This window comes from Rhodoferax antarcticus ANT.BR (assembly GCF_001938565.1).
Lineage (GTDB): Bacteria > Pseudomonadota > Gammaproteobacteria > Burkholderiales > Burkholderiaceae_C > Rhodoferax > Rhodoferax antarcticus.
Genome location: NZ_MSYM01000013.1, coordinates 648,461 through 674,342, shown reverse-complemented (window position 1 = coordinate 674,342; position 25,882 = coordinate 648,461). Strand labels below are relative to the sequence as shown.

25 protein-coding genes and 1 other RNA gene are annotated in these 25,882 nt (G+C 59.6%); 10 read left to right on the top strand and 16 right to left on the bottom strand.

What is annotated here, in order from left to right:
* Positions 1-4: 4 nt before the first annotated feature.
* Both rnhA and BLL52_RS11975 read right to left on the bottom strand, forming a co-directional pair.
* Entirely contained in the window at positions 5-454 is a 450-nt protein-coding gene (gene rnhA, locus BLL52_RS11980; RefSeq protein ID WP_075587232.1) for a ribonuclease HI, read from the bottom strand.
* A gap of 20 nt (positions 455-474) precedes the next feature.
* Positions 475-1,263, bottom strand: a complete 789-nt coding sequence (locus BLL52_RS11975) for a class I SAM-dependent methyltransferase (protein WP_241839140.1) — start codon at positions 1,261-1,263, stop codon at positions 475-477.
* Between BLL52_RS11975 and gloB the strand changes: the two genes are divergently transcribed.
* Both gloB and BLL52_RS11965 read left to right on the top strand, forming a co-directional pair.
* The gene (gloB, locus tag BLL52_RS11970; RefSeq protein WP_075586851.1) at positions 1,262-2,029 is read left to right on the top strand and encodes a hydroxyacylglutathione hydrolase; all 768 of its coding nucleotides are present in this window, start codon (positions 1,262-1,264) and stop codon (positions 2,027-2,029) included. The genes BLL52_RS11975 and gloB overlap by 2 nt on opposite strands.
* The gene (locus tag BLL52_RS11965) at positions 2,026-3,615 is read left to right on the top strand and encodes a transglycosylase SLT domain-containing protein (RefSeq protein WP_075586850.1); all 1,590 of its coding nucleotides are present in this window, start codon (positions 2,026-2,028) and stop codon (positions 3,613-3,615) included. The genes gloB and BLL52_RS11965 overlap by 4 nt, the downstream gene beginning before the upstream one ends.
* Positions 3,616-3,675: 60 nt before the next feature.
* On the opposite strand, the gene BLL52_RS11960 is transcribed toward BLL52_RS11965, so the two are convergent.
* From BLL52_RS11960 to dnaX, 4 genes are all read right to left on the bottom strand, one after another.
* A complete protein-coding gene (locus BLL52_RS11960; protein WP_075586849.1) occupies positions 3,676-4,089 on the bottom strand; it encodes an MAPEG family protein in 414 nt (137 codons plus the stop codon).
* 17 nt (positions 4,090-4,106) lie between these two features.
* The gene (gene recR, locus BLL52_RS11955; RefSeq protein ID WP_075586848.1) at positions 4,107-4,697 is read right to left on the bottom strand and encodes a recombination mediator RecR; all 591 of its coding nucleotides are present in this window, start codon (positions 4,695-4,697) and stop codon (positions 4,107-4,109) included.
* Positions 4,698-4,856: 159 nt separating this feature from the next.
* A complete protein-coding gene (locus tag BLL52_RS11950) occupies positions 4,857-5,189 on the bottom strand; it encodes a YbaB/EbfC family nucleoid-associated protein (protein WP_075586847.1) in 333 nt (110 codons plus the stop codon).
* Positions 5,190-5,249: 60 nt separating this feature from the next.
* Positions 5,250-7,352 carry a DNA polymerase III subunit gamma/tau gene (dnaX, locus tag BLL52_RS11945; RefSeq protein WP_075586846.1) on the bottom strand — a complete coding sequence of 701 codons (2,103 nt, stop codon included), beginning with the start codon at positions 7,350-7,352 and terminating at the stop codon, positions 5,250-5,252.
* Positions 7,353-7,465: 113 nt separating this feature from the next.
* On the opposite strand from dnaX, the gene BLL52_RS11940 reads away from it, so the two are divergent.
* The 5 genes from BLL52_RS11940 (at position 7,466) to BLL52_RS11920 (ending at position 9,823) form a co-directional block, all read left to right on the top strand.
* The gene (locus tag BLL52_RS11940) at positions 7,466-7,651 is read left to right on the top strand and encodes a YegP family protein (protein WP_075586845.1); all 186 of its coding nucleotides are present in this window, start codon (positions 7,466-7,468) and stop codon (positions 7,649-7,651) included.
* An 18-nt stretch (positions 7,652-7,669) separates the two neighbouring features.
* Positions 7,670-7,766, top strand: an RNA gene (ffs, locus tag BLL52_RS11935) — signal recognition particle sRNA small type.
* 125 nt (positions 7,767-7,891) lie between these two features.
* Entirely contained in the window at positions 7,892-8,536 is a 645-nt protein-coding gene (gene trhA / locus BLL52_RS11930) for a PAQR family membrane homeostasis protein TrhA (RefSeq protein ID WP_075586844.1), read from the top strand.
* A 65-nt stretch (positions 8,537-8,601) separates the two neighbouring features.
* Entirely contained in the window at positions 8,602-8,823 is a 222-nt protein-coding gene (locus BLL52_RS21765; protein ID WP_075586843.1) for a TIGR02450 family Trp-rich protein, read from the top strand.
* A gap of 139 nt (positions 8,824-8,962) precedes the next feature.
* Positions 8,963-9,823, top strand: a complete 861-nt coding sequence (locus BLL52_RS11920) for a hypothetical protein (RefSeq protein ID WP_075586842.1) — start codon at positions 8,963-8,965, stop codon at positions 9,821-9,823.
* Here the strand turns inward: BLL52_RS11920 and BLL52_RS11915 are convergent.
* Complete coding sequence (locus BLL52_RS11915) at positions 9,820-10,818, bottom strand: asparaginase (protein ID WP_241839138.1); 999 nt, start codon at positions 10,816-10,818, stop codon at positions 9,820-9,822. The two genes, BLL52_RS11920 and BLL52_RS11915, sit on opposite strands and share 4 nt — an antisense overlap.
* 100 nt (positions 10,819-10,918) lie before the next feature.
* Here BLL52_RS11915 and lexA point away from each other — a divergent pair, with 100 nt between their 5' ends.
* The 3 genes from lexA to BLL52_RS11900 all read left to right on the top strand — a co-directional run bounded on the left by lexA (position 10,919) and on the right by BLL52_RS11900 (position 13,176).
* Positions 10,919-11,593, top strand: a complete 675-nt coding sequence (gene lexA, locus BLL52_RS11910; protein WP_075586841.1) for a transcriptional repressor LexA — start codon at positions 10,919-10,921, stop codon at positions 11,591-11,593.
* A 93-nt stretch (positions 11,594-11,686) separates the two neighbouring features.
* Positions 11,687-12,052 (top strand): hypothetical protein, encoded by a 366-nt coding sequence (locus tag BLL52_RS11905; protein ID WP_139313377.1) that lies wholly within the window; start codon positions 11,687-11,689, stop codon positions 12,050-12,052.
* 116 nt (positions 12,053-12,168) lie between these two features.
* A complete protein-coding gene (locus BLL52_RS11900) occupies positions 12,169-13,176 on the top strand; it encodes a D-2-hydroxyacid dehydrogenase family protein (protein WP_075586839.1) in 1,008 nt (335 codons plus the stop codon).
* 267 nt (positions 13,177-13,443) lie between these two features.
* On the opposite strand, the gene BLL52_RS11895 is transcribed toward BLL52_RS11900, so the two are convergent.
* From BLL52_RS11895 to BLL52_RS11855, 9 genes are all read right to left on the bottom strand, one after another.
* Positions 13,444-14,685 (bottom strand): HD-GYP domain-containing protein, encoded by a 1,242-nt coding sequence (locus BLL52_RS11895; protein ID WP_075586838.1) that lies wholly within the window; start codon positions 14,683-14,685, stop codon positions 13,444-13,446.
* A gap of 42 nt (positions 14,686-14,727) precedes the next feature.
* Complete coding sequence (locus tag BLL52_RS11890) at positions 14,728-15,873, bottom strand: tetratricopeptide repeat protein (RefSeq protein ID WP_139313376.1); 1,146 nt, start codon at positions 15,871-15,873, stop codon at positions 14,728-14,730.
* Complete coding sequence (locus BLL52_RS11885; protein WP_075586836.1) at positions 15,870-16,790, bottom strand: ExeA family protein; 921 nt, start codon at positions 16,788-16,790, stop codon at positions 15,870-15,872. The genes BLL52_RS11890 and BLL52_RS11885 overlap by 4 nt, the downstream gene beginning before the upstream one ends.
* A gap of 9 nt (positions 16,791-16,799) precedes the next feature.
* Positions 16,800-18,599 (bottom strand): secretin N-terminal domain-containing protein, encoded by a 1,800-nt coding sequence (locus BLL52_RS11880; protein WP_198930625.1) that lies wholly within the window; start codon positions 18,597-18,599, stop codon positions 16,800-16,802.
* Positions 18,600-18,609: 10 nt separating this feature from the next.
* The gene (locus BLL52_RS11875; protein ID WP_075586835.1) at positions 18,610-19,050 is read right to left on the bottom strand and encodes a hypothetical protein; all 441 of its coding nucleotides are present in this window, start codon (positions 19,048-19,050) and stop codon (positions 18,610-18,612) included.
* Entirely contained in the window at positions 19,047-19,685 is a 639-nt protein-coding gene (locus BLL52_RS11870) for a hypothetical protein (RefSeq protein ID WP_075586834.1), read from the bottom strand. Before BLL52_RS11870 ends, BLL52_RS11875 begins: the two co-directional genes overlap by 4 nt.
* Complete coding sequence (locus tag BLL52_RS11865; RefSeq protein WP_075586833.1) at positions 19,682-20,389, bottom strand: PilN domain-containing protein; 708 nt, start codon at positions 20,387-20,389, stop codon at positions 19,682-19,684. Before BLL52_RS11865 ends, BLL52_RS11870 begins: the two co-directional genes overlap by 4 nt.
* Before the next feature lie 27 nt (positions 20,390-20,416).
* Complete coding sequence (locus BLL52_RS11860; RefSeq protein ID WP_206744492.1) at positions 20,417-21,508, bottom strand: hypothetical protein; 1,092 nt, start codon at positions 21,506-21,508, stop codon at positions 20,417-20,419.
* Between the two features lie 151 nt (positions 21,509-21,659).
* A complete protein-coding gene (locus BLL52_RS11855; RefSeq protein ID WP_075586831.1) occupies positions 21,660-25,838 on the bottom strand; it encodes a DUF6701 domain-containing protein in 4,179 nt (1,392 codons plus the stop codon).
* Positions 25,839-25,882: the final 44 nt, after the last annotated feature.

The following is a 25,882-nucleotide window of genomic DNA, read 5'->3' as shown; positions in this document are numbered from 1 at the left end:
GTTGCTAGCGCTTTTGCAGCGCCATCGCAACGCCTCGATTGGCCAGAGCATCAGCGCGCTCGTTGCCAGGGTGGCCACTGTGTCCGCGCACCCAGCGCCATTCGATCTGATGGCCACCCGTGTTGACCAGCGCATCCAGCCGCTGCCACAAGTCGACGTTTTTGACGGGTTCCTTGCTGGCGGTTTTCCAGCCGCGCGCCTTCCAGCCGGGTAGCCACTCGGTCATACCCTTGAGCACATACTGGCTGTCGACATGCAGAGTGACCTTGCACGGGCGCTTCAGCGCAGTCAGCGCCTCTATCACCGCCATCATTTCCATGCGGTTGTTGGTGGTGCCGAGTTCGCCACCGAAAAGTTCTTTTTGTGCCTCGGCTGAGGTCAGCCAGGCGCCCCAGCCACCGGGACCAGGGTTGCCCTTGCAGGCACCATCGGTATAAATATCTATCGTATTCAAGGTAGTCATCAGTTCAACTTTTATGCATCTTTTTGGTCTCTAGCCCTTATCTTACCTGCGCTGTTAGCTACAGGAACAGGAGCTACCGGCAGGCGCAGTGCTGGCTTGCGAATCGGGTTGATCGGCATCATGCTGCGCACCCGCTTGATCGCCACCAAAAAATAGGCCGAGCCGAGTATCGGCCACCAGCGCGCACCCGCCTTGTCCATCCAATTAAAACGGTGCAGCATGGCCTGGCTGGAAAACGCAGGCCGATAGCAACCAAAGTGGCCGTCTTCAATCTCCAGATCCAACAGCCGCAGCCAGTCGCGCAGGCGCAGATAGCCAATAAATTCGCCCTCGTTCGGCAAAAACAGACTGTGACCGCCAAGGCGGTTGAGCCAACGTGCACGGCGCTGGCGAAAGCCCCACAAGCTCAATGGGTTCAGGCCACAAATCACCACCCGACCCTCGGGCATCAGCACCCGCGCCACCTCGCGCAGCGCGCCATGCGGGTCAGCAGTGAGCTCCAACGTGTGCGGCAGCACTACCAAGTCCAGGCTATTGGCCGGAAAAGGCAGCGCGAAAAAGTGCGTGGCAAAGGCCACACGCGGGCTCAAGGCCACCTCCGCCTCGGATTGGGTGGCCAGCCAGCGGTGCGGCATGCGGTTGGCCTCCAGCGCGTCCAGTTCGGGCAGGCCGAGCTGCAAGGCATGGTAGCCAAACAGGTTCGCGACGGTCAGCGCCATTTGCGCGCGCTCCCAAGCCAGCAGATACTGTCCTGGCGGGGTAGCCAGCCAATCATGCATCCCTATAATTTGATCGCTCATGAACTTAATTCCACTGCCTGCTTTCAACGACAACTACATCTGGATGCTGCACGACGGGGCGCGTGCCTTGGTGGTTGACCCCGGCGAAGCCCATGTAGTTTTTGAGGCCATCAAGCGCTTGGGACTTCAACTTGAGGCGATTCTAGTCACGCACCACCACAACGACCACACCGGCGGTGTAGCCGAACTACGCGTAGCCACGGGTGCTCAAGTGTTTGGCCCGCTGCTGGAGTGCGTGCCCGAGCCTTTGACCCGGCTCAAGGAGGGTGACACCGTCCACCTGCTGGGCTTGACGCTGCAAGTGCTAGACGTGCCTGGCCACACCGCAGGCCACATCGCGTTTTATGCCCAGCCGCAAGATCAGGCCCCGCTGCTGTTTTGTGGTGACACCCTGTTCAGCGCGGGCAGTGGCCGCCTGTTTGAAGGCACACCGGCGCAAATGCTGGCGTCGTTGGGCAAGCTGGCCGCCCTGCCCGACAACACGCGGGTGTGTTGCGCGCATGAGTACACTGCCAGCGGACTCGTGTTTGCACGGGCGGTGGAGCCTGACAACCAAGCCTTGATCGCCTATCAGGTCAAAGTCAAGGCGCTGGTCAAGCAAAATGTGCCCACCTTGCCCTCCAGCATCGGGCTGGAAAATGCCGTTAACCCTTTTTTGCGGACGCACCTTCCCGGTGTGATCCGTGCGGTGCAGCAATTTGACGCGTCTGCGCAAGACCCTGTCAGTGTTTTTGCTGCACTGCGCACCTGGAAAAATCAGTTTTGAAAATATTTTTGAAGTTGGCAGCACTGCTGCTCAGTGTCTGGCTGGCAGGTTGCGCCTCTACCGGTGGCGACAAGCAAGGCACTTACACGCTGTCCACTGGTTCCCCGTCAGGCGTCCAGGCCAACAGCATGCCCCCCGGTTTGCGGATACCGGTGTACCCCAGTGGCAGCTTGCGCGCACTGCCCAGTGTCACGCTGAATCCCCTGTCCGTGTACACCTTGACGCCCCCGGCCGACATGTGGGACCGCATCCGCCTGGGCTTTGCCATGCCCGACCTTGACAGCGATCTGGTACGTGACCGCGAACAGTGGTACAGCTCCCGGCCCGGTTATGTGCAGCGCATGACTGACCGGGGCAGCAAATACCTGTTCTATATTGTGGAGGAGTTGGAGCGGCGCAACATGCCCACCGAGCTGGCGCTGCTGCCGTTTATTGAAAGCGCGTTCAACCCGCAGGCCGTCTCCAGTGCTCGGGCCGCCGGCATGTGGCAGTTCATGCCCGCCACCGGCCGGCATTTCGACCTGACACAAAACATGTTTCGTGACGACCGGCGCGACGTGCTGGCCTCCACCCGCGCTGCGCTGGACTACATGCAGCGCCTCTATGGCATGTTTGGCGACTGGCATCTGGCGCTGGCCGCCTACAACTGGGGCGAAGGCAGCGTCGGCCGGGCGATTGCCAAAAACAAGAAGCTGGGCCTGGGCACCAGCTACACCGACCTGAAAATGCCGATGGAGACGCAGTTTTACGTGCCCAAGTTGCAGGCCGTGAAAAACATCGTCGCTGATCCGGCGCGCTACAACGTGGGCCTGCCAGCAGTGGGAAACCACCCGTATTTTCAGACCGTCGATATTCGCCGTGACATTGATGTGACTCTGGCAGCCAAGCTGGCCGAGGTGCCGTTAGACGATTTCCGCGCACTGAACCCTTCGGCTTCCAAACCGGTATTGCTGGCGGCGGGCACACCGCAAATCCTGCTGCCTTGGGACAACGCACAGATCTTCCAGGCCAATCTGGAATCCTATGGCGGTGGCAGCACCGCCAGCTGGACCGCCTGGATTGCTCCCAGCACTCTCAAGCCCGCCGACGCCGCTGCGAAATTCGGCATGTCAGAGGCCGATCTGCGTGCGGTCAACAACATCAACGGGCGCATGTTGATCAAAGCCGGCTCCACCCTGTTGGTGCACCGCGCCACCAGCGTGCTGCAAGATGTGAGCAGCCACGTAGCTGACAACGGCCAGTTGTCGCTAGCGCCGGAGATCGTGCTACGCCGGACCACTGTTAAAGCTGGTAAAAAAGACACCGTGGCCTCGCTCGCCCGCCGCTACCACCTGAACGCCGCCGATGTCGCTCAGTGGAACAAGATCAGCGCCTCCGCTGCGTTCAAGGCGGGGCAAAAAGTGGTGGTGTACCTTCCCGCCCGTGCCAAAGTCAGCCGCACCGCCCAGCGCGGGAGCAGCAAAGCCAGCCGTGTCAGCAAGATCAGCAGCAAAAAGACCGCCAAAGCACCGGTCCGCACGAAAGCCATGACAGCCAAGCGTCAAGCGGCACAAGCCAAGAGAGCGGTGCAAGTCTCGAAACGGTAACCAAGCCTAACCGACACCCGTTTCACGGTGCTGTCGAGCGGTTACTGATAAGAAGGTGTTTTACCGGTACCCGGCAAACAAGATAGCGATATTGGCGCCAAAGGCCAGCATCCAGACGACACTGCGCAGCCCAGCCTTGTTGCCGAGATACAGCCCGACATACACCAGGCGCAGCAGCACAAACAGCGCCGCCAGCGCATTCACGAGCCCCTGCTGCGCGCCCAACTGGTGCGCAATCACCACCGCACCGATGAAAAACGGCAGTGCCTCAAAGCTGTTGGCCTGCGCCGCATTGGCGCGCGCGCGCCAGTCGGTTTGCTGGGTCAGCCAGGCGCGCGGGTTGTTGTTGTCAAAGCCGCCATGCTGCGGTGGTGTGGTGAACATGCCCCACTTGGCAATGCCGGTGCACACAAGTGGCAGCAGCGCTGCGATCAACACACACCAATAAGCCAGGGTAAATGAGGCAGTCAGCATGAATCAGTCCTTAAGCGTTAACGCCGGTCGACCAGCGCATGGGCAATGGTGCCCAGGTCAACATACTCCAGCTCGCTGCCCACCGGCACGCCACGCGCCAGCCGGGTGATTTGCAGGCCACGGCCTTTCAGGCCTTCGCTGATGACGTGCGAAGTGGCCTCGCCCTCGGCGGTGAAGTTGGTGGCCAAAATCACCTCGGTCACGCTACCGTCCAGCGCCCGGTCAAAAAGCTTTTTCAGGCCAATGTCTTTGGGGCCAATGCCGTCCAGCGGGCTGAGTTTGCCCATCAGCACAAAATAAAGCCCCTTGTAGGCACCGGTGCGCTCCACCGCCGACTGGTCCGCTGGGGTTTCCACCACACACAGTTTGCTGGCATCGCGCCGCACATCCAGGCAGGTGGCGCAAACCTCGGCCTGGGTAAAGGTGTGGCAGCGCTCGCAGTGCTGAATGTTCTGGGCCGCCTCATTCAAAGCCCGCGCCAAGGCCTGCGCCCCGGCACGGTTGTGCTGCAGCAAATGAAACGCCATGCGCTGCGCCGACTTCACCCCCACGCCCGGCAGGCAGCGCAGCGACTGGATCAGCGCCTCAAGCGCATTGGTGTCTGACATGAAGACTATGAATTCCGGTTTTCAAAACAACAAAGGTATCGGGCGTAGCGCGCCAGCGTCAGCCTAGGCGGACGGAGCGCAGCAACCGGAACGTACTTCCTGTACGTGAGGATTGCGAGCACCGCCCAACGACGGATCACACTGGCTCGGTAGCCACCCTCAAAAAGGGAATTTCATGCCGCCTGGGAGGCCTGGCATCTGCGCTGTGATCTTGCCCATCATTTCTGCAGACGTTTCTTCGGCCTTGCGCAGCGCTGCGTTAAACGCGGCAGCCACCAGGTCTTCGAGCATGTCTTTGTCTTCCGCCAGCAGGCTGGGGTCAATGGTGATGCGGCGCACTTCGTGTTTGCAGGTCATGGTGACTTTGACCAAGCCCGCGCCAGATTCGCCGCTGACTTCGATGTTGCCCAGATCGTCCTGAGCCTTTTTCATGTTTTCCTGCATCGACTGCGCCTGTTTCATCAAGCCAGCGAGTTGTCCTTTGTTGAACATGTGGGGTTCCTTGGGGTTGGTTTAAAAAGAATTTCGAGCAACGGCCTGTAGCGCCGACGGCTACAGCGGTTTGATGCTGCCAGGCACGATTTTCGCCGCAAACTCACGCATCATCGACTGCACAAACGGATCGTCAAAAACGATTTTTTCAGCCGCCAACTGGCGCTGCGCCGCCGCCGCTGCGTTGCGTTTGGCCGGGCTGTCGGTGACGCGGCCGACCTCAATCGTCAGGCGCACCGGGTAACCAGTGGCAGCCAGTGCAGCGGTCAGGCGGTCACGGCTGCCGCTCTGGTTGAGTGACTCCCGCTCCACGCGCAGCAGCCACTGGTCGCTGTCGCGCGCGATCAATTGCGACTGCAAGGCCAGCTCACGCGCCATGGCGTTGATGGCCTCGGCGGCGATCAGCGCCTGCACGGTGGCATGCCAAAAGTCGCCCTCAGCGGTGGTGTTGACGTCATGCGGTACTGCCTGGGCCACCACATCGCGCGCCGAATCGGTTTGCACCCGCACCGGATAGGCTTCAATATTCGTAGCTACTGGCCCTTGTTTCTCTTGGGCTAGAGGCTGATTTGATGCAATATTTTGAGTGGAAGTCGTGCTCTGGGATAACTCTCTCACCGCCAGGTGCTGGCCTTCTGGCAAGGTCGTTACTGCTTTGTTTTCAATAGCTTCTTCCGCAATAGATACGGGGGCTAGAGGCTGATTTGGCACATCATGCTCGTTGACCACACTCGCTACAGGGGCGGCCTCGGCGGGCGGCTGGGGTGCCGTCAGGGTTACAGGCTGGGGTTTCGGCTGCAGGGTCGCCTGCGATATCGACTGACGGGCCGGTTGGGGTGTCGGCTGAACGGGTTGCTGGAGTGTCGGTTGGCGTTTGGGCTGTGAGAGGTCTTGAACGGGCACTACCGGGGCAACCTGCGGTGCCGCCGCAGCGACATGTGATGTTGCAGGGGCAGTCTGCGGCGCTGTCGGGGCTATCTGCGGCACTGGCGGCGCGCGCTCAGGTGCCGCCGGTGGATTTTTCAGTGTTTTTTTTTCAGCCACAGCGCTGACGCCGTTGGCGGGTTTGAACGCCAGCAGGCGCAGCAGCACCATGGTCAGCGCGGCGTATTCATCAGGTGCCAAGCCCAACTCACTGCGCCCGTGCAGGCAAATGCTGTAAAGCAACTGGGTTTCATCCATCGGCATCAGCGCCGCCAGGCGTTGTAGCTCGGCCTGCTCCGGGTCGGTGTCGTCTTGTGAAGCCATACCGGGCACTGCCTGCAGCACCGCCATGCGCTGCAGCACGGCACTCATTTCTTCCAGGGTGGAGGCCGCGCTCAAGCCGTTGATGCGCAGCGCCTCTGAGGTTTCCACCACCGTTTTGCCGTCGCCCTGGGCCAGCGCGTCCAGCAGGCGAAACACATGCGAGCGGTCCACGCTGCCAAGCATCTGGCGCACCGTGGCTTCGGTGAGAGCACCTGAGCCAAAGGCAATAGCTTGATCGGTGAGGCTTAGCGCATCACGCATCGAGCCACGCGCGGCGCGCGCCAACAGTTTGAGCGCCTGCAGATCAGCGCCCACCTGCTCCGCCTGCAATACTTTTTGCAGGTGTTCGCGGATGGTTTCAGGCGCCATCGGGCGCAAATTAAATTGCAAACAACGAGAAAGTACCGTTACCGGCACTTTTTGTGGATCGGTGGTGGCGAGCACAAATTTCAGGTACTCAGGCGGCTCTTCCAGCGTTTTCAGCATCGCGTTGAAAGCGTGGCCGGTGAGCATATGCACTTCGTCAATCATGAAAACCTTGAAGCGCCCCTGCACCGGCTTATAAACCGCCTGCTCCAGCAGCGCCTGTACCTCATCCACACCGCGGTTGGAAGCCGCATCGAGCTCGGTGTAATCGACAAACCGCCCACTATCAATATCAGTGCACGCCTGGCATACGCCGCAAGGGGTAGCGGTGATTCCACCGGTGCCGTCCGGGCCCTGGCAGTTGAGCGATTTGGCCAGAATGCGTGACACCGTGGTCTTGCCAACGCCGCGCGTGCCAGTGAACATGTAGGCGTGGTGCAGCCGCTGGGTGGTCAGCGCGTTGGACAAGGCCTGCACCACATGGTCCTGCCCCACCATCTCGGTGAAGTTGCGGGGGCGGTACTTGCGGGCGAGCACGAGGTAGGACATTGGGCGATTCTAAGGGCCGGGCGTGGCGCTAGACTTCGCCATGCCGGGCGGCACCCTTCCTGCGCGCACTGCGGCAAAAGCACTCAACCACACTTCAACGACCGGAGAAATTCATGGCTGGAAAATTTGAAATCACCCGGTCGAAAAGCGGCAGGTTCATGTTCAACCTGAAGGCGGGCAACGGTCAGGTGATCGGGCGCAGCGAGATGTATTCGTCGGCAACAGCCATGGAAAACGGCATCAAATCGGTCATGACCCATGCCCCTGATGCGCCCATCAAAGACCTGACCGAGGCCTGAGCCTTTACAATATGGGCTGACGGGCCTTCCCGCATGGTAAAGCGGCCAACCGGGTCAGGTGGGGAACCAAGCAGCCCTAACTGTGGAGCCAGTGCCGGGGTCAAGGCTCGTCAACCTAATCTATCCAGCACCTCTGTCCTTCACGCGGCAAAAAGCGTGTCGCTTCTCCAGCGGTTCACCGCCGAAGGTGCAACCTCCAAAATTTCCCCTGGTTTTATGTTGACTTGTCAGCCATGGACAATGACCGGCATGACAAAACGTCCGCAATCCTTGGGCGAGGAAATCGCCAACAGCGTCAGCCATGGAGTGGCACTCATGGCGGCCGTGGTCAGCGTGCCCTTTTTGATCGCTTCGGCGCGCCACCAGAGTGCTGCCAGCTTTGTGGGAACCATGGTGTTTGCGGCAACCATGGTGCTGCTCTATCTAGCCTCAACGCTCTACCACGCCATGCCAGCGGGTCGCGCCAAGCAGCTTTTCTGCAAACTTGACCATGGTGCCATTTACCTGTTTATCGCTGGCACTTACACGCCGTTTGCACTGGGTGCCCTAAGTGGCGCCTGGGGCTGGAGCCTTTTTGGTGTGGTGTGGCTGCTGGCAGCCATGGGTGTCACGCTGAAAGCATTGGACCGACTGTCCCGCCCTTGGCTGTCAACCGGGCTGTATCTGGCCATGGGATGGCTGGTGGTTGTAGCTGCCGTGCCTTTGCTGGAGCGCGTGGCCCTGCCGGGCGTGATGTGGTTGGTGGCCGGTGGGCTGGCGTACACGGTTGGGGTCATTTTCTTTGTCTTTGACGCACGGATTCGGTATTCACACGCGGTGTGGCACGGCTTTGTTGCCATGGGTACCGCGTGCCACTTTGTGGCGGTGCAAAGCTACGCTACCTGAAATACGTTAACGCCAGATGCGCACTGCGCATCAACCCACGCGCCATCCCCAATACGCACGCTCCTATGATTTCACTGCAGCCAAAAAAATTGCTTTTGTCGAAATGGACAGCGGTCCAACCTGTGGCCAAAGAAAAACACTTTTTGGTGACGAAAGTCGTTCCGCCCGAACTTGAAGGTGGTCAGGTCGAGTGGATTGACCTGGAGGCGGTGCACGCCAAGTCAACGCGGCGCATGGCGTGGCGAGACCTGCGTGACACCAAACAATGGTTGCGAGGGTGGGTCTAGAACTTTAGGCTGAGCGCACAGCTGCCTCAGCCGTGCCGGATAAACTCAACCCGGCCATTGAGGTTCACGCAAACACGTCACGATGCTGCCTGTTGCGTCTGTCTGACCCGGTATGGCGACTCAATTCAGGGACATTCACATGCACAACCAGCAAACCGTTCTACATCCGGACAGCGCGACCAAAATTTTTGTCTTTGAAGAGGTTTACCCGCTTCGTGCGGCCCAGGAGCAGGCCGACAAAAAGAAACTCAGCGCCTTTGGCATGTTTGCCAAGTTCAACCCGCTGAATCGGCCCAAGGAGGAGACGGTGCAACTCTCTCGCCAGGAGCTGCGCTGGGAGCCTTTCTGGCACATTGTGGCCAAACGGTCGGTTGATTACAGCTGCCAGCTGACCTACCAGGTTCCCGTTCACAACCCCTACGCACAAACCTTGCAAATTGACGACAAGGTCTTCGAGGTAGCCCGACAAAAGGACAAAGCTCGCATTGAGTTTGTGGCCTTGGAGCACTGCCACCGCAAGATTCAGTTTGACCAGCTGATTGACGGCATGCAACGCGACATCAAGTCCTCTGTGTTTGCGCAATACATCAGCAAATACAAGTACGCCGAAGCCGCGCAGGTTGAGCGGCCCGAGTTGCTCAAGCCACTGGTGTCGATGGCCGCTGCCAAGCAGATGGCCAGTGCCAATCTCACCGGTCAGGCGGTGAATGCCTTTGAAATCCAGGGTGACCATATAGAGTTTGAAAGCACCCACATGTACATGCGGCCGGTGTTTGCATTTGAGTTTCGCTGGTCCAGCGCCGACAAGGTCGGGGTCATTGAAGTCGACGGATTGACGGGTGAGGTCGTTGAAAACGGGCGCTGGTTTAAGGACAAGGTCAACAAAATTCTCACCCGCGAAGCACTGGTGGACCTTGGCGCTGAGGTGGCTGGGTCGTTGGTACCCGGTGGTGGGGTTGGCGTCAAGTTGCTTGGGAAAATGACCGATTCCCGTGTCTAAAAACCTGAACTCATCAGCGCCAGCATCAACGCGATCCGGGCCTTGACGGGCGATAAACCTTCAGAGTCAGCAAATTCACTGTGCGCCGTTGCCAGCACGCGGCCAGTGGCACAGCGGGTCGTGCGCACAACCTTCACGCCCGCCTGCTGCGCCCTGCGTAGCGCCGCTTCCAGGTCATGGTGCAAGGTGCCGTTGCCGGTGCCAGCCACCACCAGCCCGCGTAACGCAGCGACGCCCGGGCAGGGTTGTAGCAGGGCATCCACCACGCCCGCACTGCCTCCGGCGTAGTTCATGACGATTTCGACACGTGGCCAGGCAACAATAGTTGCTATGTCTTTGATATCTACTAGCGCTTTATCCATAAGGGCGAGAGGCCAATTTCTTAATAATCTGACCGAGCCTTCTTCGACATGAGCCAGCGGGCCTGCGTCACCCGATGTGAAGGCGTCGAGCTTGTAGGTGTGGGTTTTTTGCACCTCAAGCGCCGCGTGGACCGTGCCCGCGCACACCGCCACCACACCGTGTGCACCGGGCGTCAGGGCCACGGCGACAGAATCCATCAGGTTTTGCGGGCCATCGGGGTTTAGCGCCGAGGCGGGCCGCATGGCACAGGTCAGCACCACGGGTTTGGCAAGAATCAGCTCCGGCGGCAGCACAGCTTGCAGAAAGTAAGCCGTTTCTTCGAGCGTGTCGGTGCCGTGGGTGATCACTACGCCGCTTACATCGGCTTGGGCCAAATGGTGCGCCACGCGCTTGGCCAACGCCAGCCAGATGTCAAAAGACATGTCTTTGCTGTCCACCTGCGCCACCTGCTCGCTGCAAAGCTCGTGGCCGAGCAACACACTCTGCAAGCCCGGCAAGGCGTTTACCAAGGTGGCCACCCCAACTTGCGCTGCGGTGTAGCCGATGTTGTCCGAGGCACTGGCCGCCGTAGCGGCAATGGTGCCGCCGGTGCCCAACACCCACAATTTTTTTGCACTTTGATCAGATTCCACTTGCGTGCTTTCAAAAACTGGTTAAAAATACAGTTACTGGCCATGAAAACAGTGGTTTTAATGCCAGTTGCTTTGCCTCAAGCCACCTCAAGGAGTTGTCATGCTCACTCGCCCCAAACTGACCGACCGCCAGCAGCAGATTCTGGATCTTATCCAGAGCGCCATCGCGCGCACTGGTGCGCCGCCTACCCGTGCCGAGATCGCCAATGAACTGGGCTTCAAGTCCGCCAACGCCGCTGAAGAGCATTTGCAGGCACTCGCGCGCAAAGGCGCCATTGAGCTGGTCAGCGGCACCTCACGCGGCATCCGGCTGCGTGGTGATGCGTTGCGCTCCATCAATGAGTCACGCCATGCGCAATTTGCCTCGCCCCTTGCCGCGCTGGCCCAGTTGGGCCTGCCACTGATTGGCCGGGTGGCTGCCGGCTCACCCATCCTGGCGCAAGAGCATGTGGACCGAACCTACTATGTAGAAAGCAGCCTGTTTCAGCGCAAGCCAGACTACCTGCTGAAAGTGCGCGGCATGTCCATGCGCGACGCGGGCATCATGGACGGCGATTTGCTCGCCGTGCAAACCACCCGTGACGCCAAAAATGGCCAGATCGTGGTGGCCCGCCTGGGCGATGAGGTCACCGTCAAGCGCTTCATGCGCAACAAAAACACCATCGAGCTACACCCGGAAAACCCGGACTATCAGACGATTCTGGTCGAGCCTGGTGAGCCGTTCGAGATTGAAGGCCTAGCTGTCGGCCTGATCCGCAACACCATGCTGATGTAGACCACCAAGCTCGTCACGCTCGCCACCCCGCCTACTTGCGTGCCAAGCCCGCCTGCCTGGCCGCCAAGTCCATCGACCCTGATACCGCCGTCCATGAAAGCCACAGCCATGCACACCACGCCTCGCACAACGTCTGTCACCCACTCGTTCAAGTCCCTGTGGCAGTGGCTAATGGCCAAGCCGGGGCAATCCTTACCTGCGTGCACGCAGCAGGCCTACCGCCTGCACTTGGTTGTTTCGCCCACCCATGCTGCCCCTGTTGCCAAAGCAGGCAGCCCGTCACGACCGCCTACGGTCAGTGCTCAGCGGGGCATACCGAGTCGGCCAGTGCGCGTGTTGCAGGTGATGGACGCAGGCCAAAGCCCAGTCCAGTCAGGGCGCTTGCGCATCTCAGGACGTATGGCTGATGTGTGCGCCGAACTGGACCGACTGGCCGCCCGTGAGTCACTGCAGCACTGAGAAGTAGCGCCTGTGGCACGCCCGCCACCGGTGTGGATGAGAGTGGGTCGTTGATTGTTGCCATTTCCCGGCAGCGATGCGTATCAGATTGCGCTTGCCAAGGCACAATCGACAGCATGAATATCGTGATCCTGGATGATTATCAGGATGCCGTTCGCAAATTGGCGTGCGCATCCAAGCTAGAGGCCTATCAGGCCAAGGTGTACACCAATACGGTCAAAGGGCTGGGGCAGTTGTCTTTGCGGCTAAAAGATGCCGATGTGATTGTGCTCAACCGCGAGCGCACCCATTTACCGCGCGCCGTCATTGACAAACTGCCGCGTCTCAAATTGATATCGCAAACCGGGCGAGTTGGCCCACACCTGGATGTGAACGCCTGCACTGAGCGCGGAATTGCTGTGGCAGAAGGCACGGGCTCGCCTGTGGCACCTGCCGAGCTGACCTGGGCACTGGTCATGGCGGCGATGCGCCGCCTGCCGCAATACATCAGCAACTTGAAGCATGCTGCCTGGCAGCAGTCTGGTTTGAAGTCCAGCAGCATGCCGCCCAACTTCGGACTGGGCACCCGGTTGCAAGGCCGCACCTTGGGCGTCTGGGGCTACGGCCGCATCGGGCAACTGGTGGCCGGTTACGGGCGAGCCTTTGGCATGCGGGTGCTGATCTGGGGCCGGGCACCGTCGCGTGAACGGGCAATCCTTGATGGCTTTGAAGTGACCAGTACCCGAGAGGAGTTGTTTGAACAATCCGATGTGTTGTCCTTGCACTTGCGGCTCAACGAAGAGACTGAAGGCATCGTCAGCATGGACGACCTGTCCAAAATGAAACCCACTGCCCTGCTGGTCAACATTTCCCGTGCCGAACTGATTCAGCATGACGCATTGCTGAGTGCACTCAACCGGGGCCGCCCAGGCATGGCAGCGGTGGATGTTTATGAGTCAGAACCCATTTTGCAGGGCCACGCGCTACTGCGCCTGGAAAACTGCATTTGCACACCTCACATTGGGTATGTGGAGCTTGACAATTACGAGGCGTACTTTGGCGCTGCCTTTGACAACGTGGTGAATTTTATTAAGGGCCGCCCCACCAACATCGTCAACCCGGGCGCCCTGCAGGTGCGGCGCTAGCGATACTGGGAGGGCCTGACAGCGCTACGGTTTTCTGTCGCTAACGTGGCAGCCCTTGAGCAACCTCACCCCGGCCCTGGAACAGTTGCTGGGTGCATTACGCCGGAGAAAAACCGGTGCAGATGCCGGTCAGGCGGGTTTGCTGATCACCCAGACAGCCACCCAAAGGTCGTTAGTTTGCTACTTTTTTAATAGCTATTAGCGCTTTATATATAAGGGCTCGAGGGCTTTTTGACATAAAAACATCTCAGCCTGACACACGCCAGTTCACTTGCCCAAATTGGGCAAGCCTGACCACAACTCGTTGAGGTCGGAGAAGTTCCACTGCGCTGGATCTTCGCGACTGGTGATTTTTTCCAGCGTCGAAGGCTGCGACAAATCCACCATCACCGGCACGACGCGCATATTGGACTTGGTGGAGAAGAACACCTTGATCATGGGCATGGTCAGCGACTTGCGCGACTGCTCTGTCACCACCCCGATGCGCCCGGAGCGTAGCCGCACCAACGAGCCCACCGGGTAAATGCCCATGCTTTTGACAAACGCCTGAAACACCTTCGCATCGAAATGGCCCTGCCATTCGGCCATGCGGCGCAAGGATTCGGCGGGGTCCCAGCCTGTTTTGTAGGGCCGGTTGGAGGTGATGGCATCGTACACATCACACACCGCACCCATCTTGGCATACAGGCTGATGGCGCCACTTTGAAGCTTTTCGGGATAACCGCTACCGTCGATTTTTTCGTGGTGGTGCAACACCACGTCCAGCGACACCGCGTCCACGCCGGGGCTGGCCATGAGCATTTTGTAACCTTCGGTGGGGTGGGTGCGCATGATGTCGAATTCGGCATCGGTCAGCTTGCCGGGCTTGTTAAGAACCTCGATGGGCATGGCCACCTTGCCCATGTCATGCAGCAGGCCAGCCATACCGCACAAGCGGGTTTTGGTCTCGTCCAGACCCAACTGCTTGGCCAGCGCCACCATCATGGCGCACACCGCCACCGAATGCAGGTAGGTGTAGTCGTCCGCCGTTTTGAGCCGTGCCAGACTGATGATGGCCCCAGGGTTGCGCGAAATCGAATCGGCGATGTCTTCTACGAGCTGGCGGGCACCGCCCACATCCACCGCCCGGCCCATGCGAACTTCTTCAAACATGGACACCACCGCCGCTTTGGACTGCAGACAGATGCGCGCAGCGCGTTCCACTTCCTGGCTTGCGGTCACCGGGGCGGTATGAGGTGGCTTGGGCGGCGCCGGGATACTGGGTTCGGGCTCAATGACCGCAGGGGTATCTGCAACTTCTTCGATGGCCAGCGCGCCAGCGGGCACATCCAGGCCAAGACTGCAGTCAATCATCACCTCCTTGATGCTGCTGGCCTGAATCAAGGCAAGGTCTTTGAGATCTTTCAGGACAAAGCCGGTACGCCAAAAGGGGTGGTCTATCCAAGAACCACAAAATTCCTTGAGATGCATACCCAACTGAAGTTGATCAACATGAATACGTTTGAGCATGGTGTAAATAGTTTCAGCGCCTTTGCGGCACGAATATAAGGGTCAATCCGGGGCTACCGCCACGCCTAGCTGACGCAGGTAGTTCGCCACATCTGGCTGCAAGGCTCCGGCCTGGCGCGCTTGCTCAGCCAATTCACCCGCCGGACCAACCTGCCCCTGTGCTGCCAGTGAAACGGCTGCACCCAACATCCAGCGCGGCTCGTTGGCGCGCAACGCCAGGCTCTTCAAATAAGCCCGAACGGCCTCCGGGTGGTGCCCCAGGCGTTGTGCCACATTGCCGCGCAGCGCCCAGATATCGGCCACACCGGCCAAGGGTTGCTCCAGCCGGGCGAGCATGGCCGACGCGGCGCTAGCCTGCCCTTGCGCCAGCGTCATGCGCACATATTCGCGAGTCAGGGCGGCCAGCGCGGTCGCCTCGCTGGCACCTGCGCCTTCTAGCCGGGTGATGGCATCCTGCAGCAAGGCAATGGCTGGCGTGCGCTGGCCCAGGTTCCAGCGCTCTTGAGCCTGAGCTAAAACGTCCTGAGCAGCAAGCGGGCGCAGTTTGGGCGCCTCGAAGCCAGCCGCGGCGGGAGGTGTCGCTGCTCTGGGAGCGATCCCCGCGCTCGGCTCGCCTGACCGGGTGCCCAACTGGATGGCAGGCAACTCGGTTGCGTCTTTTAGCCGATCAGTGAGGATTTTTGCAGGCAAAGCTTTGGCAGCTGCCAAGATTTCAACGGGCTTAGGTGTAACCACTTTGGCGCTTGCAGCTGTCGCTGGTGGGCGTTCTCTCGCGACAGGTGCCGCGATGGCAGCAGATACTGCTGGCTGAGCAAACGTTAAAGAGTCGGACGCTTCTGTGGCTGGCGAGACCACCGGTGGATTGGCCACCTGCGCGACCACGGTGACCGAGGCTGACGTGGCGGGTGTTGGCGTAGCAGGTGGCATTGCCGTCAATGGCATCGGCTCGGGCCGCTGATTGATCCACCAACCCAATCCGGCCACGACCCCAACGACCAGTGCCAGCAGGCCCACGCGCAGACTGTGACCTGGCTGATCGTCAGACGCAGCTGAAGCTGCATTTTGGCTGCCTAGAGCAACCGTTCCAGCGGTCAAATCGAGTTGCCCGCCGGACGAACGCGCCGCACCTGACGCCTGGTTGGGTTGCCGACTGTCCAGGTCGCGCAGCATTTTGTTGATCACACTCATGTTGTCCTCTTGCGCCAGAACCACGCCGGTAGCGCGCGAAACATCGATGTTGGCCGGCCAGACAGTTGCCCCAGTCCGGGTGTGTCAGCCGCAGCCAGACGCACATGCGCTGCAGTCACCCGGTGGGTGTTTTCACCATACGCCAGCATCAGGCACTTGTGCGCCAGCACATTCAACAGCCGTGGCACGCCGTGGGTCAAGGCAGCCATCAACTCGGTGGCAGACGTTTGAAAAACCTCAATATCGGTCGACTCACTGGCCGCAGCCACCGCCAACCGGTGTTGCAGGTACAGCCCAACATGCGACGCATGCATGGGGCCCAGGTATTCGCTGAAGGTGATGCGCTGCAACAGTTGGCGGATCTCCGGGCGCGCCAGCTTGGCATCCAGCTCGGGTTGGCCCAGCAGTACCAGTTGCAATAATTTTTGCTTTTCGGTTTCCAGATTGGACAGCAGGCGCAGGCTCTCAATCGACGCCAGCGGAATCGCCTGCGCCTCATCAATGCACACCACCACCCGCCTGCCTTGCTGGGCATGGTGAAAAAGGCATTTTTCCAGCAAGATCATCAACATGCGCCTGCTTTGCCGGGTCTGCCCATTGGGGGCAATCAGATGCGCGGCGGCAGTATCCACCCCCAACTCGTCGAGCAAGGCCATCAACAGATCATCCGGCCCCATGTCCGGGTTGGGAATGTAGGCGGTCACACATTCGTCGTGCAGGGTTTTGAGCAGTTGGCGGCACAAAACGGTTTTGCCACAGCCGACTTCTCCGACGATTTTTAAAAAACCCTCGCCGCTGCGCAAAGCCACCAGCAGGGTGTTTAGCGCTGCCTGGGCGCTGTCATGCGGGTAAAAAAAATCGCTGTCAGGCGTGATGGAAAACGGAAACTCCTGCAAGGAGAAATGGTTTAGGTACATTGCAGCGCGTCACTGCACCGGGCGTTCAAGTACCTGGCCGTCAATACGGATCACGCGGGCACGCGCGGCATCCATATCGTCCAGCGCGGCGCGGCTACGGCGGCTCTGCTCGTCCCAGTCCTGCTGGCTACGGATGATGGTGGGCTTGATCAGCACCACCACTTCTTTCTTACGCCCGATGTTGGCCTTATTGCCCAGAAGGGACGAAAAAATGGTGTCGCTGGAGCCAGGCAGCCCCGATGAGGTCAGGTTGGACTCAATTTGCATCAACCCGCCGATGGCCACTATTTTGCCGTCCTGGATGCGCACCAGCGTGTCCGACTCGTTCACATTGCTGGATGCCAGCGGAAATTGGTAGTTACCCAGATCCCCCAGGTTCACCTGTCGCGTCTTTTCCGTCACCGTGGTCACTGACGGGTGAACGTGCAAGGTGATGGTGCTGCCATCATCGATTTGCGGCGTCACGTCCAGCGAAATGCCAGAGAAAAACGGTGTCAGGGTGATGTCCGGCAAAGTTGTCGTGGAACTCGTGGCGGTGGTTCCAGCATTGGTGGATCCGCCTTTCACGCCCGTGACAAAAAATTCATCGGTTCCAACTTTGAGCACCGCTTTTTGGTTGTTCAGCGTGGCGATGCGCGGACTGGAGAGAATTTGCACATCGCCTCGGGTTTCCAGGAAGCCCAGAACCGCCTGAAAGCCCTCGTTGGCAAATGCCAGGCCAAACAAGCCCGCCCCCGCTGCAGGCAAAGCCACCGTGTCGGCCAGCACCGCCGCGGTCCCTGCGACAAAATTGGGCAGATTGGCCGGGTTGCCGTTGATCAAATTGTTGCTGGCGCTTGCGCTCAGCACACCCATGCCACTCACATAAGAGCCACGACTTTTGAGCGCCGACCAGTCAATGCCGCTTTGGTAGCCGTCACGCAACTCCACCTGGACAATTTTGGCCTCCAGCATCACCTGGCGCTCAACTGAAATCTGTGCCGCCTTCAGAAACTTGGCGACTTGTCGCAATTCTTCTGGCATACCCCGCACCGCCATGATGCCCGCCTGCGGGCTGGTGACCACGCTGCGCCCTTCCCCACTGCCGATCAAACCTTTGATTGCGCCGGTCAATTCAGACCAGTAATCCGTTTTTGAAGAGGTTGAAACGCGGCTGCTTTCAGTCTGAGTTGGCACAGCGCTGGTGGCGCTGGTTGTCGTACTTGAAGTTGCTGACTGCCCATTGCTGCCCGAAGACACGCGCAAATCGCTGTTGCCGTTGCGCTGTGAATTGGGGTAGTTGATGGTGAAAATACGCGTCTGCAGCGTAGGCGCAAAAACGGTGATGCGCCTGCCCTCCATCTTGTAGTCATAGCCATACACATCGCGAATGGCCTCCAGCGCCTCAGCCACCGTGACACCGCGCAGCGTGACGGACAGCGTGCCTGCCACGTCGGGGTGCATCAACATGCTGTAGCGGGTATCAGCCACCATGGCCAGGAAGACCTCGCGGGCCGGTGCATTGTTGACCAACAGATCAATGCGCGGCTCGGGCGGCAGCGCCACCCGGGGCGGCGCAGGCTCTGCCAGCGCATCGGCAATGCCAGCAGGCACAGGTGTCGATGCTGCAGCAACTGCAACAGCAGGCATGGGCACCTCAGCGCGAATGGCCTCGCTGACACTGGGCGTGCGCAGCGGTCGGTCAATAGCGCAGCCGCCTAACATCAGCACCGCACACGCCAGCACAGAACTGCGGCCCCAGGGCACGTTCAGCCTAGAACGCTGGATATCCAACAAACACTTTGACATGGCGAGTTCTTCAGGTTTCATAGGTCAGATCTCACGGCTTAATTTGGGCTGGGCGCACCGTCAGTGGGGCAACAGCGGGTTTCTTTGAAGTCGGTGGTGGTACGCCAGCATGCCGCTGCACACCGCTGTACACCTTGATTTTTTGCAGCTGCCCGCCCTCGCGTAACCAGATTTCGGTCTCGGTGATGCGCTCAATGCGCACCTGCCCAATGCGCTGACCCACCCCATACAAACGGGTGCCGATCATCAAATAGTTTGCCCCCTCGCGCTTCAAGACCGAAATACTGCCCGTCTTGAGGATTTCCTCGCGCTGCGGCCCACCTGAGCCGACCATACCAGCGGCAGCTGGAGCGACCGTGGGGTCGCGCAGGGGCTGTGCAAAAGTGCTTGTGGCAATGCCAAAGCACAGGGCTGACCACAGAAGGCAACGACCAGCAAACCGGCGCAGCAACTGGCTTGGGATCAAGGTCATGGCCGCACTTCTCCGAGCAAAAACAGTTGCAACGTCAGCTCAGGCAGGCCCTGCTCTGACGACAAAGTCATGACACCCCAGCGCACCTGGGGCATGCCAGACTCCAGCGTGGCCACATAGCGCATCAAATCCGGGTAAGCACCCGCTACGGTCATGGTGACGCCTTGGCGCGTTAGCCCAGCGGGCAGGCTAGCAGTGCCGTTGCTGTTGCCCGGCCCGGCCACCTCTGGCGGCACGGCAGAGGTGCGGACCAGAGTCAGGCCCTGGTAACGACGCAACAGCTGCTGCAACGCCTGAGCCAGTGGTGCCGAGCCAGCCGCATCCGGCAAACGCTCACGCACCGCCTGGTTGACCTGCCCGATCTGCGTTTGTATGGCTTGCAGTTCAGCCAACGCCGCCTGATCAGCATCGTTGGGCTGCACGCTAGTGCGCAGCGTGTCACGCAAGCGCTGCAGCTCGGCGCTTTGCTTGTCCATGCGCTGCAGCAGTTGCCGGTGCGCGGTTTGCGCGGGTGACAGCCAAAGGGTGTCAGCCAAAGCCAAGCAGCACACCAAAATCGACAAAAACAGAAAAGCGCGCTCGCGCAGGCTCAGGTTGTCGATGCGCGCCATTTGCGCCAGCCACTGCGCTTTCATGGCTGACCTCCTGTCTTGGCATAGGCAGCGGCTGCCACCTTGCTCAGCAAACTGAATGACCACATCGACGTAGGCGCTGCAACCGAGCCCGCAACCACTTTGACGGCTGCAGGCTGGGCAACCCCAGGGGAGCCTGGCACCAGCGAAGTGGGTGGCTTGACGCCTTCTACTTTGGCGGTGGTCAAGCTCTGCCCCTGCAGCAAAGGGCTGATGGCAAGCTTGCCGACCCAGTCGTTCAACGCCGCAGGCTCCAGCGTGTAGCCGCCAAGTTCCAACAACTGATCGTCGGTTCGGATGTGGGTTAGCCAGGCCACCGGGGGAATTGTTTGTGCCACCAGTTGCAAACGCGCCGAGTGCCCGCGGCCGGGTTCAAACAAGCCTTGGCTCAACGCCTCAAGAATACTTTGGCGCTGCTGCAACTCAAGCCGACGCTGCCTGAGCTCTTGCTGCACTGCTGACTCGCCAGGGTTGGCGCTGGCCTGGGCGCGCTCCAGCGCAGCGCGCAAGCTATCCATCTCTATGGATTGCGCCGCCAGCGTGGCTTGCAGGCTGTCTGAGGCCTTGTTCAAATTCCACACCCAGGCTGCTGCCAGCGCCGCACCCAACACCAAGATCACGGCCAGCGCCAACGCCAGTGACTGGGCGCCAAAACGCTTGGGCTGCTTGCGCAGAATCGGGAGGCAAAGGTTGACTTGTTGCGCCATGGTGACAATAAAACGGGTTTGACCTGGCTACAGCACCGAATGCTCGGTGCGCAGCAAAACACCCAACAGCGGCAGACACTGGGCCAGATCAGAGGCACTGACGGCGTCTAATCCGGCAAAAACGGGTTTCACGTCCAGCGGCACCACCACTTGGCCCAATTGCCGGGTCAGCCAGGTGGCCAACTCGGCACTGCGCTCACCGGCAAACACCTGCAACCCGGCCAAAGGCAGGCTCGACCAAGTGCGGTCCCACACGTCCAGTGAGCGCTGCACCTCCAGCACCATTCGTTGCGCACGGTCGTCATCAACCTGGTCGGCAGCATAAGCTGGGGCAGGCGCCGGGGTCGCGCTGAGAAAGTCGTCGTCCAGGGTGATGTCGCCCACACCGTAGGAAGGCACGTACTCTTGCACTGGCGTGAACCCATCAATGGGCGCATCCACAGCCACTTCTTGCCCCCAGGTGCCGCTCAGAAAACCTTCGGGCACATCAAAACGGCGGGTGTAAAACAACTCCTCATTGGCGCTGATGGTCAGTAGCGCCTGCGGCCCCTCGGTCAGCACCAGGGCAGCGCTAGCGCGCTCAGGCACACCGTCGCGCTGAGCCAGCGCGGTTTGCAGATTGCGCTGGGCAGTTTCCTGAATGTCGATGACCGAGACGCGGCAGTCCAGCGACGCCACAAAATCCAGCGCAACCTTGACCACAGCGTTGGTTGCCGCCACCACAAACGAATGCTTGGCGCCAGCACCTTTTTGCTGATCATCACCCACATGCATCACGTCGATGGTGACATCATCCACGTGCGTTTGCAGCATCTCACGCACCTGGTAACGCGCTGCGGCGCGCAACTCTTGCACAGGAACATTCGGTGTATCAATTTGCAGCAACTGGTACTGCTCCGAACGCAGCATGATGGTGGTGTCAACGCCCTTGAGTCCCAAGGCTTGCAAGCGCTGTCTGAACGAGCCCGCGTCATCCGTTGCCTGCTGCTCCACCCCCATGGCCAGAACCTCAAAACCGCCGTCACCCAGCGGCCTGGCATGCACATACGCCAGCGCATCACCCGCCCACGAAAGTACCCATTGGTTCGTGGAAGACGGAGGTTGCCAAGGCCAACGCATGATCAAACGCAGTCTCTGGAAAATGGCTGAAAAAGAAACAAAATGATCCGCATGGAAAGGTTGTGAAGAAAGTGCTTATTGCTCTAATTTTAATAGCTATTCACGCAAGCTAATCAAGGGCTAAAGGCCAAAAGTGTTTAGAGAACCGAGTTCAGTAGTTTTCGCGGCGATAAATGATGGGGGATTTTGACCCATAAATACCGAAGGCTGCGCGTGCGCAGGGCAAATCGTCAAAGAGCCCGGCCGCGCCGGTTTGGCCATTGCAGTTGCCCCAGTTGCCCAGCAAATATGGTCGCACCTGCAAAATCACATCTAACCATCCCGTCTTTTGCGGCGCAGTGAAGGACAGCTTGGACTTGCCAGCCACCAGGGGGCTGGTCAGGGTCGGCACGGTGTCGCTGCTCAGCAGCTGATTTTTTCCGGTAACCTCCGGGTAAAAGTACAAGCCTTCGGCACCGGCTGGTTTAGCACCGGCCCCCAAGGTTTGTGCGGCCGGAACACTCAGCACTGTGCAACTGTCCAGACCATTAGTGACGAAATAGCTGCCTGCCCAGTGCTGCGCCTGCAGTGGCACCGCCAGGGGTAATTTTTCAGAACCAAAAGCGTTTTCCAAGCGCAGGCGTCCAAAGCGCAGGTTGACGCCTGTGGGTTTCAGCGTCGGCAGGCTGCCAGGGGCATTGACTGTGTCGCTGTCTATCACACTGGCCAGTGGTAACCAAATAGCGCTGGTATACGGTGCCACCAGTGCGTTAGGGTTACGGGTGTAGGTGAATGCATCGTCTGACTTCAGGGTGTAGGTCATGGTGCCACTGCTGTTGATCAGCCCTCCCGTACCCAGCACACTGACCAACCCGGCGAGTGTGCTGCCATCCGCACCCAGTTGACTGCCATCGAAGCTGGGCGGTGTCAGCAGCACGTTGGCAGCACCGAGCTTTTGGAACACACCCTGGTAGTTCTGCGTCACGCTGCCAGCACTGGCAGCATTCATTGGCTTGATGGTCAGGCTGGGCGGGCTGGTGTAGACCATGGCTTGTCCGGTATAGGTGAAGTTGCCGGAGGTGCAGGCGGCCTGCATGGCACCGTTGGAAGCCACCGCGACATCAAAATGATCAGGAATAAAGCGCCCCAACGACACCTGCGCTGTGGTACCGATCACACAGCCATACTTGCCGCCGCTGAGGGTTACGCTGGTGCTGCCAGACACACAGTCGGACGCTCCATCGACAGCGGTGTAGCTGCTATCTTGGTAAGCCCCTGCTGCCAGATACAGGTAGCCTACCTCGCTGTAGGTGGCGTTTACCGCTACTGCATTGCTCACCAAACTAGCTGGTGTGAGCGTGCCAATCACCCCACCGCTAACCTGGGAAGTGTCTTGGGCAGTGGTTTGGGCTGTCAAGGCACCCGTAGTCTGGCCGAGCGTGCCGGCATAGGCATCGCTGCTGTTGGTGGAAGTGGTGGCGCGCAGGGTGAAGTTGCTACCCGCCTTGATGGGCGAAGCCGAGCTGGCCGAAGGGGGCGCAGCCATTGTCGGCGTGGTGGACAGCGTCACCGCGCCGGGCCGCACGGCAAAAGAGTCGGACGAGCAGCCATACACCGGGCTTGCGCCGTTGCTGTCGGTCACCCGACACATCACCTTGGGGTAGGCCTTGTTGACGGTGAAGTTACCGGTCAAATAGGCCACCCCGCTGGCCAGCGTCGCGGACTGCGTTGCTACTAAATTGCTAGCTGAATAGGCAGAGCAGGCGGGCGCTGGCGTGCTGTTGTTGTCAAAAAGTTCGACCGTCACGCTTTTCGAGCTACCACCGGCTGCGATGTAATCGGGTTTGATGGCACCATCACTGGCCAGCGGCACCATCCGCAGCTTGAATGCGGTACGGGCCAGCTTGGTGTAAATGGGGTTGCGCCCTGACGCAGTGGTCTGGCGGTTGACGTAGCTGGCCTGCGACAGGTAGTCATCCATGCATTCAAAGTTGGCGGCTGGCGCACTGCCACCCACAGCGTTCATGCTGGTAGCACACACCCGAACATTTGAAATTTCATGGTTGTTGGTAGAGCCGCCGGTGGAGCCGGTAAACGACAACAAAAAGTTAGCCGGAACGGTCGCCTGCCCTGCCGCTGCAACCTTGATGTCAAACGCCGGAATCACAGTGGTGTAACTGCTGCCGGTGCCGGTGGCGTCGCGCTCCACCGAGACATAAGCATTGATGCTGTTGGAATGGTCAACGGTGATGCGGTAGCGGTGTTTGGTGGTGCTGTCGGTGGCGCTGGTGCCGGTTTTGATCGCAGGTGACAAGGCGCCCGAATTGGCCAGCAGTGCGTAGCCCGCGCTCTGACCGGTGCCGCTGCCGCGTACCGCAATGGAGTTGGCTGCAAAGCCTGCGGCCTTGGACCCAGCCGGCAACGCATACCCCAGCGGGTAGCCACGGCGCCCCTCAGTTGAATTGGGGAAGTTACCGAACTCATCAAGCCCAATGCCCAGCCAGCCCCCGCCAAAACCATCGCTCCCAGAGCGGTTGGCGTAGCCCAGTGACCCGCCAAAACCGCCAGGCGCGGGTGACGCGCTGGCATCCGACAGCACCATAGCAATGCCGTCGGCCCCGCTGCCACCCCAGCCAAAAAAATCAAACTCCACAACCACTTTGTTATTGGCCCCGGGAAACCATTTTTTGAGTTGGGCAAAAGTTGCGCGTCCGCCTGAGTTGTCAGTCAGGCGCAGGCGGTTGCTGGTGACGGTGGGAGAGGTCACCACCTGCGGCGTATAGCCAACACCGTACACATTCCAAAGCGATGTGTCGAGGGTGCCAGTGGCAAAGTTGTCGGTGAGGCAAGTTTGGGAAGACGGACAGGCATGCGTTTGCGCAAACAAGGCAGTTACTTCAGAGGCAGAAAGCGCCCCGTTAAATACTGACAGTTCATCAATCGCGCTTTTGAAGCGGTAGTCGTTGTCATGCGTCCAGCCACCAATACGTAGCGTAGAAGACACTACGGCAAAGACATTGTTCGGATCGAAGGAGTTGCGTTGACTGAGAGTTTGGTCTACCCCGTCAATGTAAAGTTTATTGGTGGTAACACTGCCGTTGGTGAAGATGGCCACCACATGATGCCACCCGTTCTTCAACGCAGATGACGAACTGCCATACACATCACCGTTGCTGGTATTGAAGCCAAAAAAACCGCCAGTAAGCAAGAGATCGTGCCGCCCCCAACCCATCGGCATGACGCCGTTGGTGCCATCCCAATACATCCAGAAAGCAACGCTGGTCTTGGCACCCGGGGTCGTGACCACTGGCAGGTTAGGGATATCAAAGGCACCGCCCGACATGGTGGCGTAACCGCAGGTGCCCGGGTTGCTTGCCCTTGCAGGGTTGGCACTGGCGGGCGTTGCAAACGGGCTACCAATGGCCTGCCCGTTAAAGGGGCCACCGGTGTAGCCGGCAGAGTCTTTGAGCTCGCCGGTGGTGCCGGTCCAGGCGGCTTCTTCCATGCGGTACTGGGCAATCAGCGTTGTGACGGTGCAAAGGCCTGGCATTGATTTGCCGCTGTTGTTCGCCACACAAGTGTTTGAGCAAACTGAGCCATTGGAGCAACACACGCCGCCAGCGGATGCATTCCAGCCCAAATTGATGGCTTTGCTGCTGGGTGCCTTGATGCACATCCCAACACCAACATCGGAATCTGCAAGCGTGACATCACCACCGGCGCTGGTCACATTGCCCGTCACGCTGGTGCCGCTACCCAAGCTGACTGCGCCCGATGCCGTCACATCGCCGCCAACCGTCACACCTGAAGGATTGATCGTGACAGCGCCACCGGTACTGGTGACATTGCCTGTCACGCTGGTGCCGCTAGCCAAGTTGACGGCGCCCCCTGTCGTCATCACGGCGCCAGTGATGCTGCCACCCAAACTGGTATTGCCTCCCGCACTGATATTGCCGGTAATGTTGTTTGTATTGCTGCTCAAGGTCAGGGTACTGGTAGCAATGATGTCGCCCTTGACGCTAACGACATTGGTGCCACTAACGGTATTGGCCTGAATCAAAAACCCGCTGGCTAGACTGCTGAAATTGATGTCGTTACCCCCCCCAAAATCCAAGGCACCTGTGATGGTCAGCCTGGTATTGGCGTTGGTCACCTTGATGCTGTCGGCCCAGTTCAACGACAAGCTGGAGCAGGTGTAAAGGATTGGGGAAGTCTCGGTGCAACCCGTAGGCAAGTTCCCGGGAAGCGTGTAGACGTTGGCCGCGTGTGCCTGCCCAACCGGCAACAGCGCCAGTGCCGCGATCACGCCTGCAAAAAAAAGGGCGTAAAAAATGTTGTGCAACTTATTCAAAACAACATCCTTTTACTCTATTAAACATAGCTGTAAAGCACCTA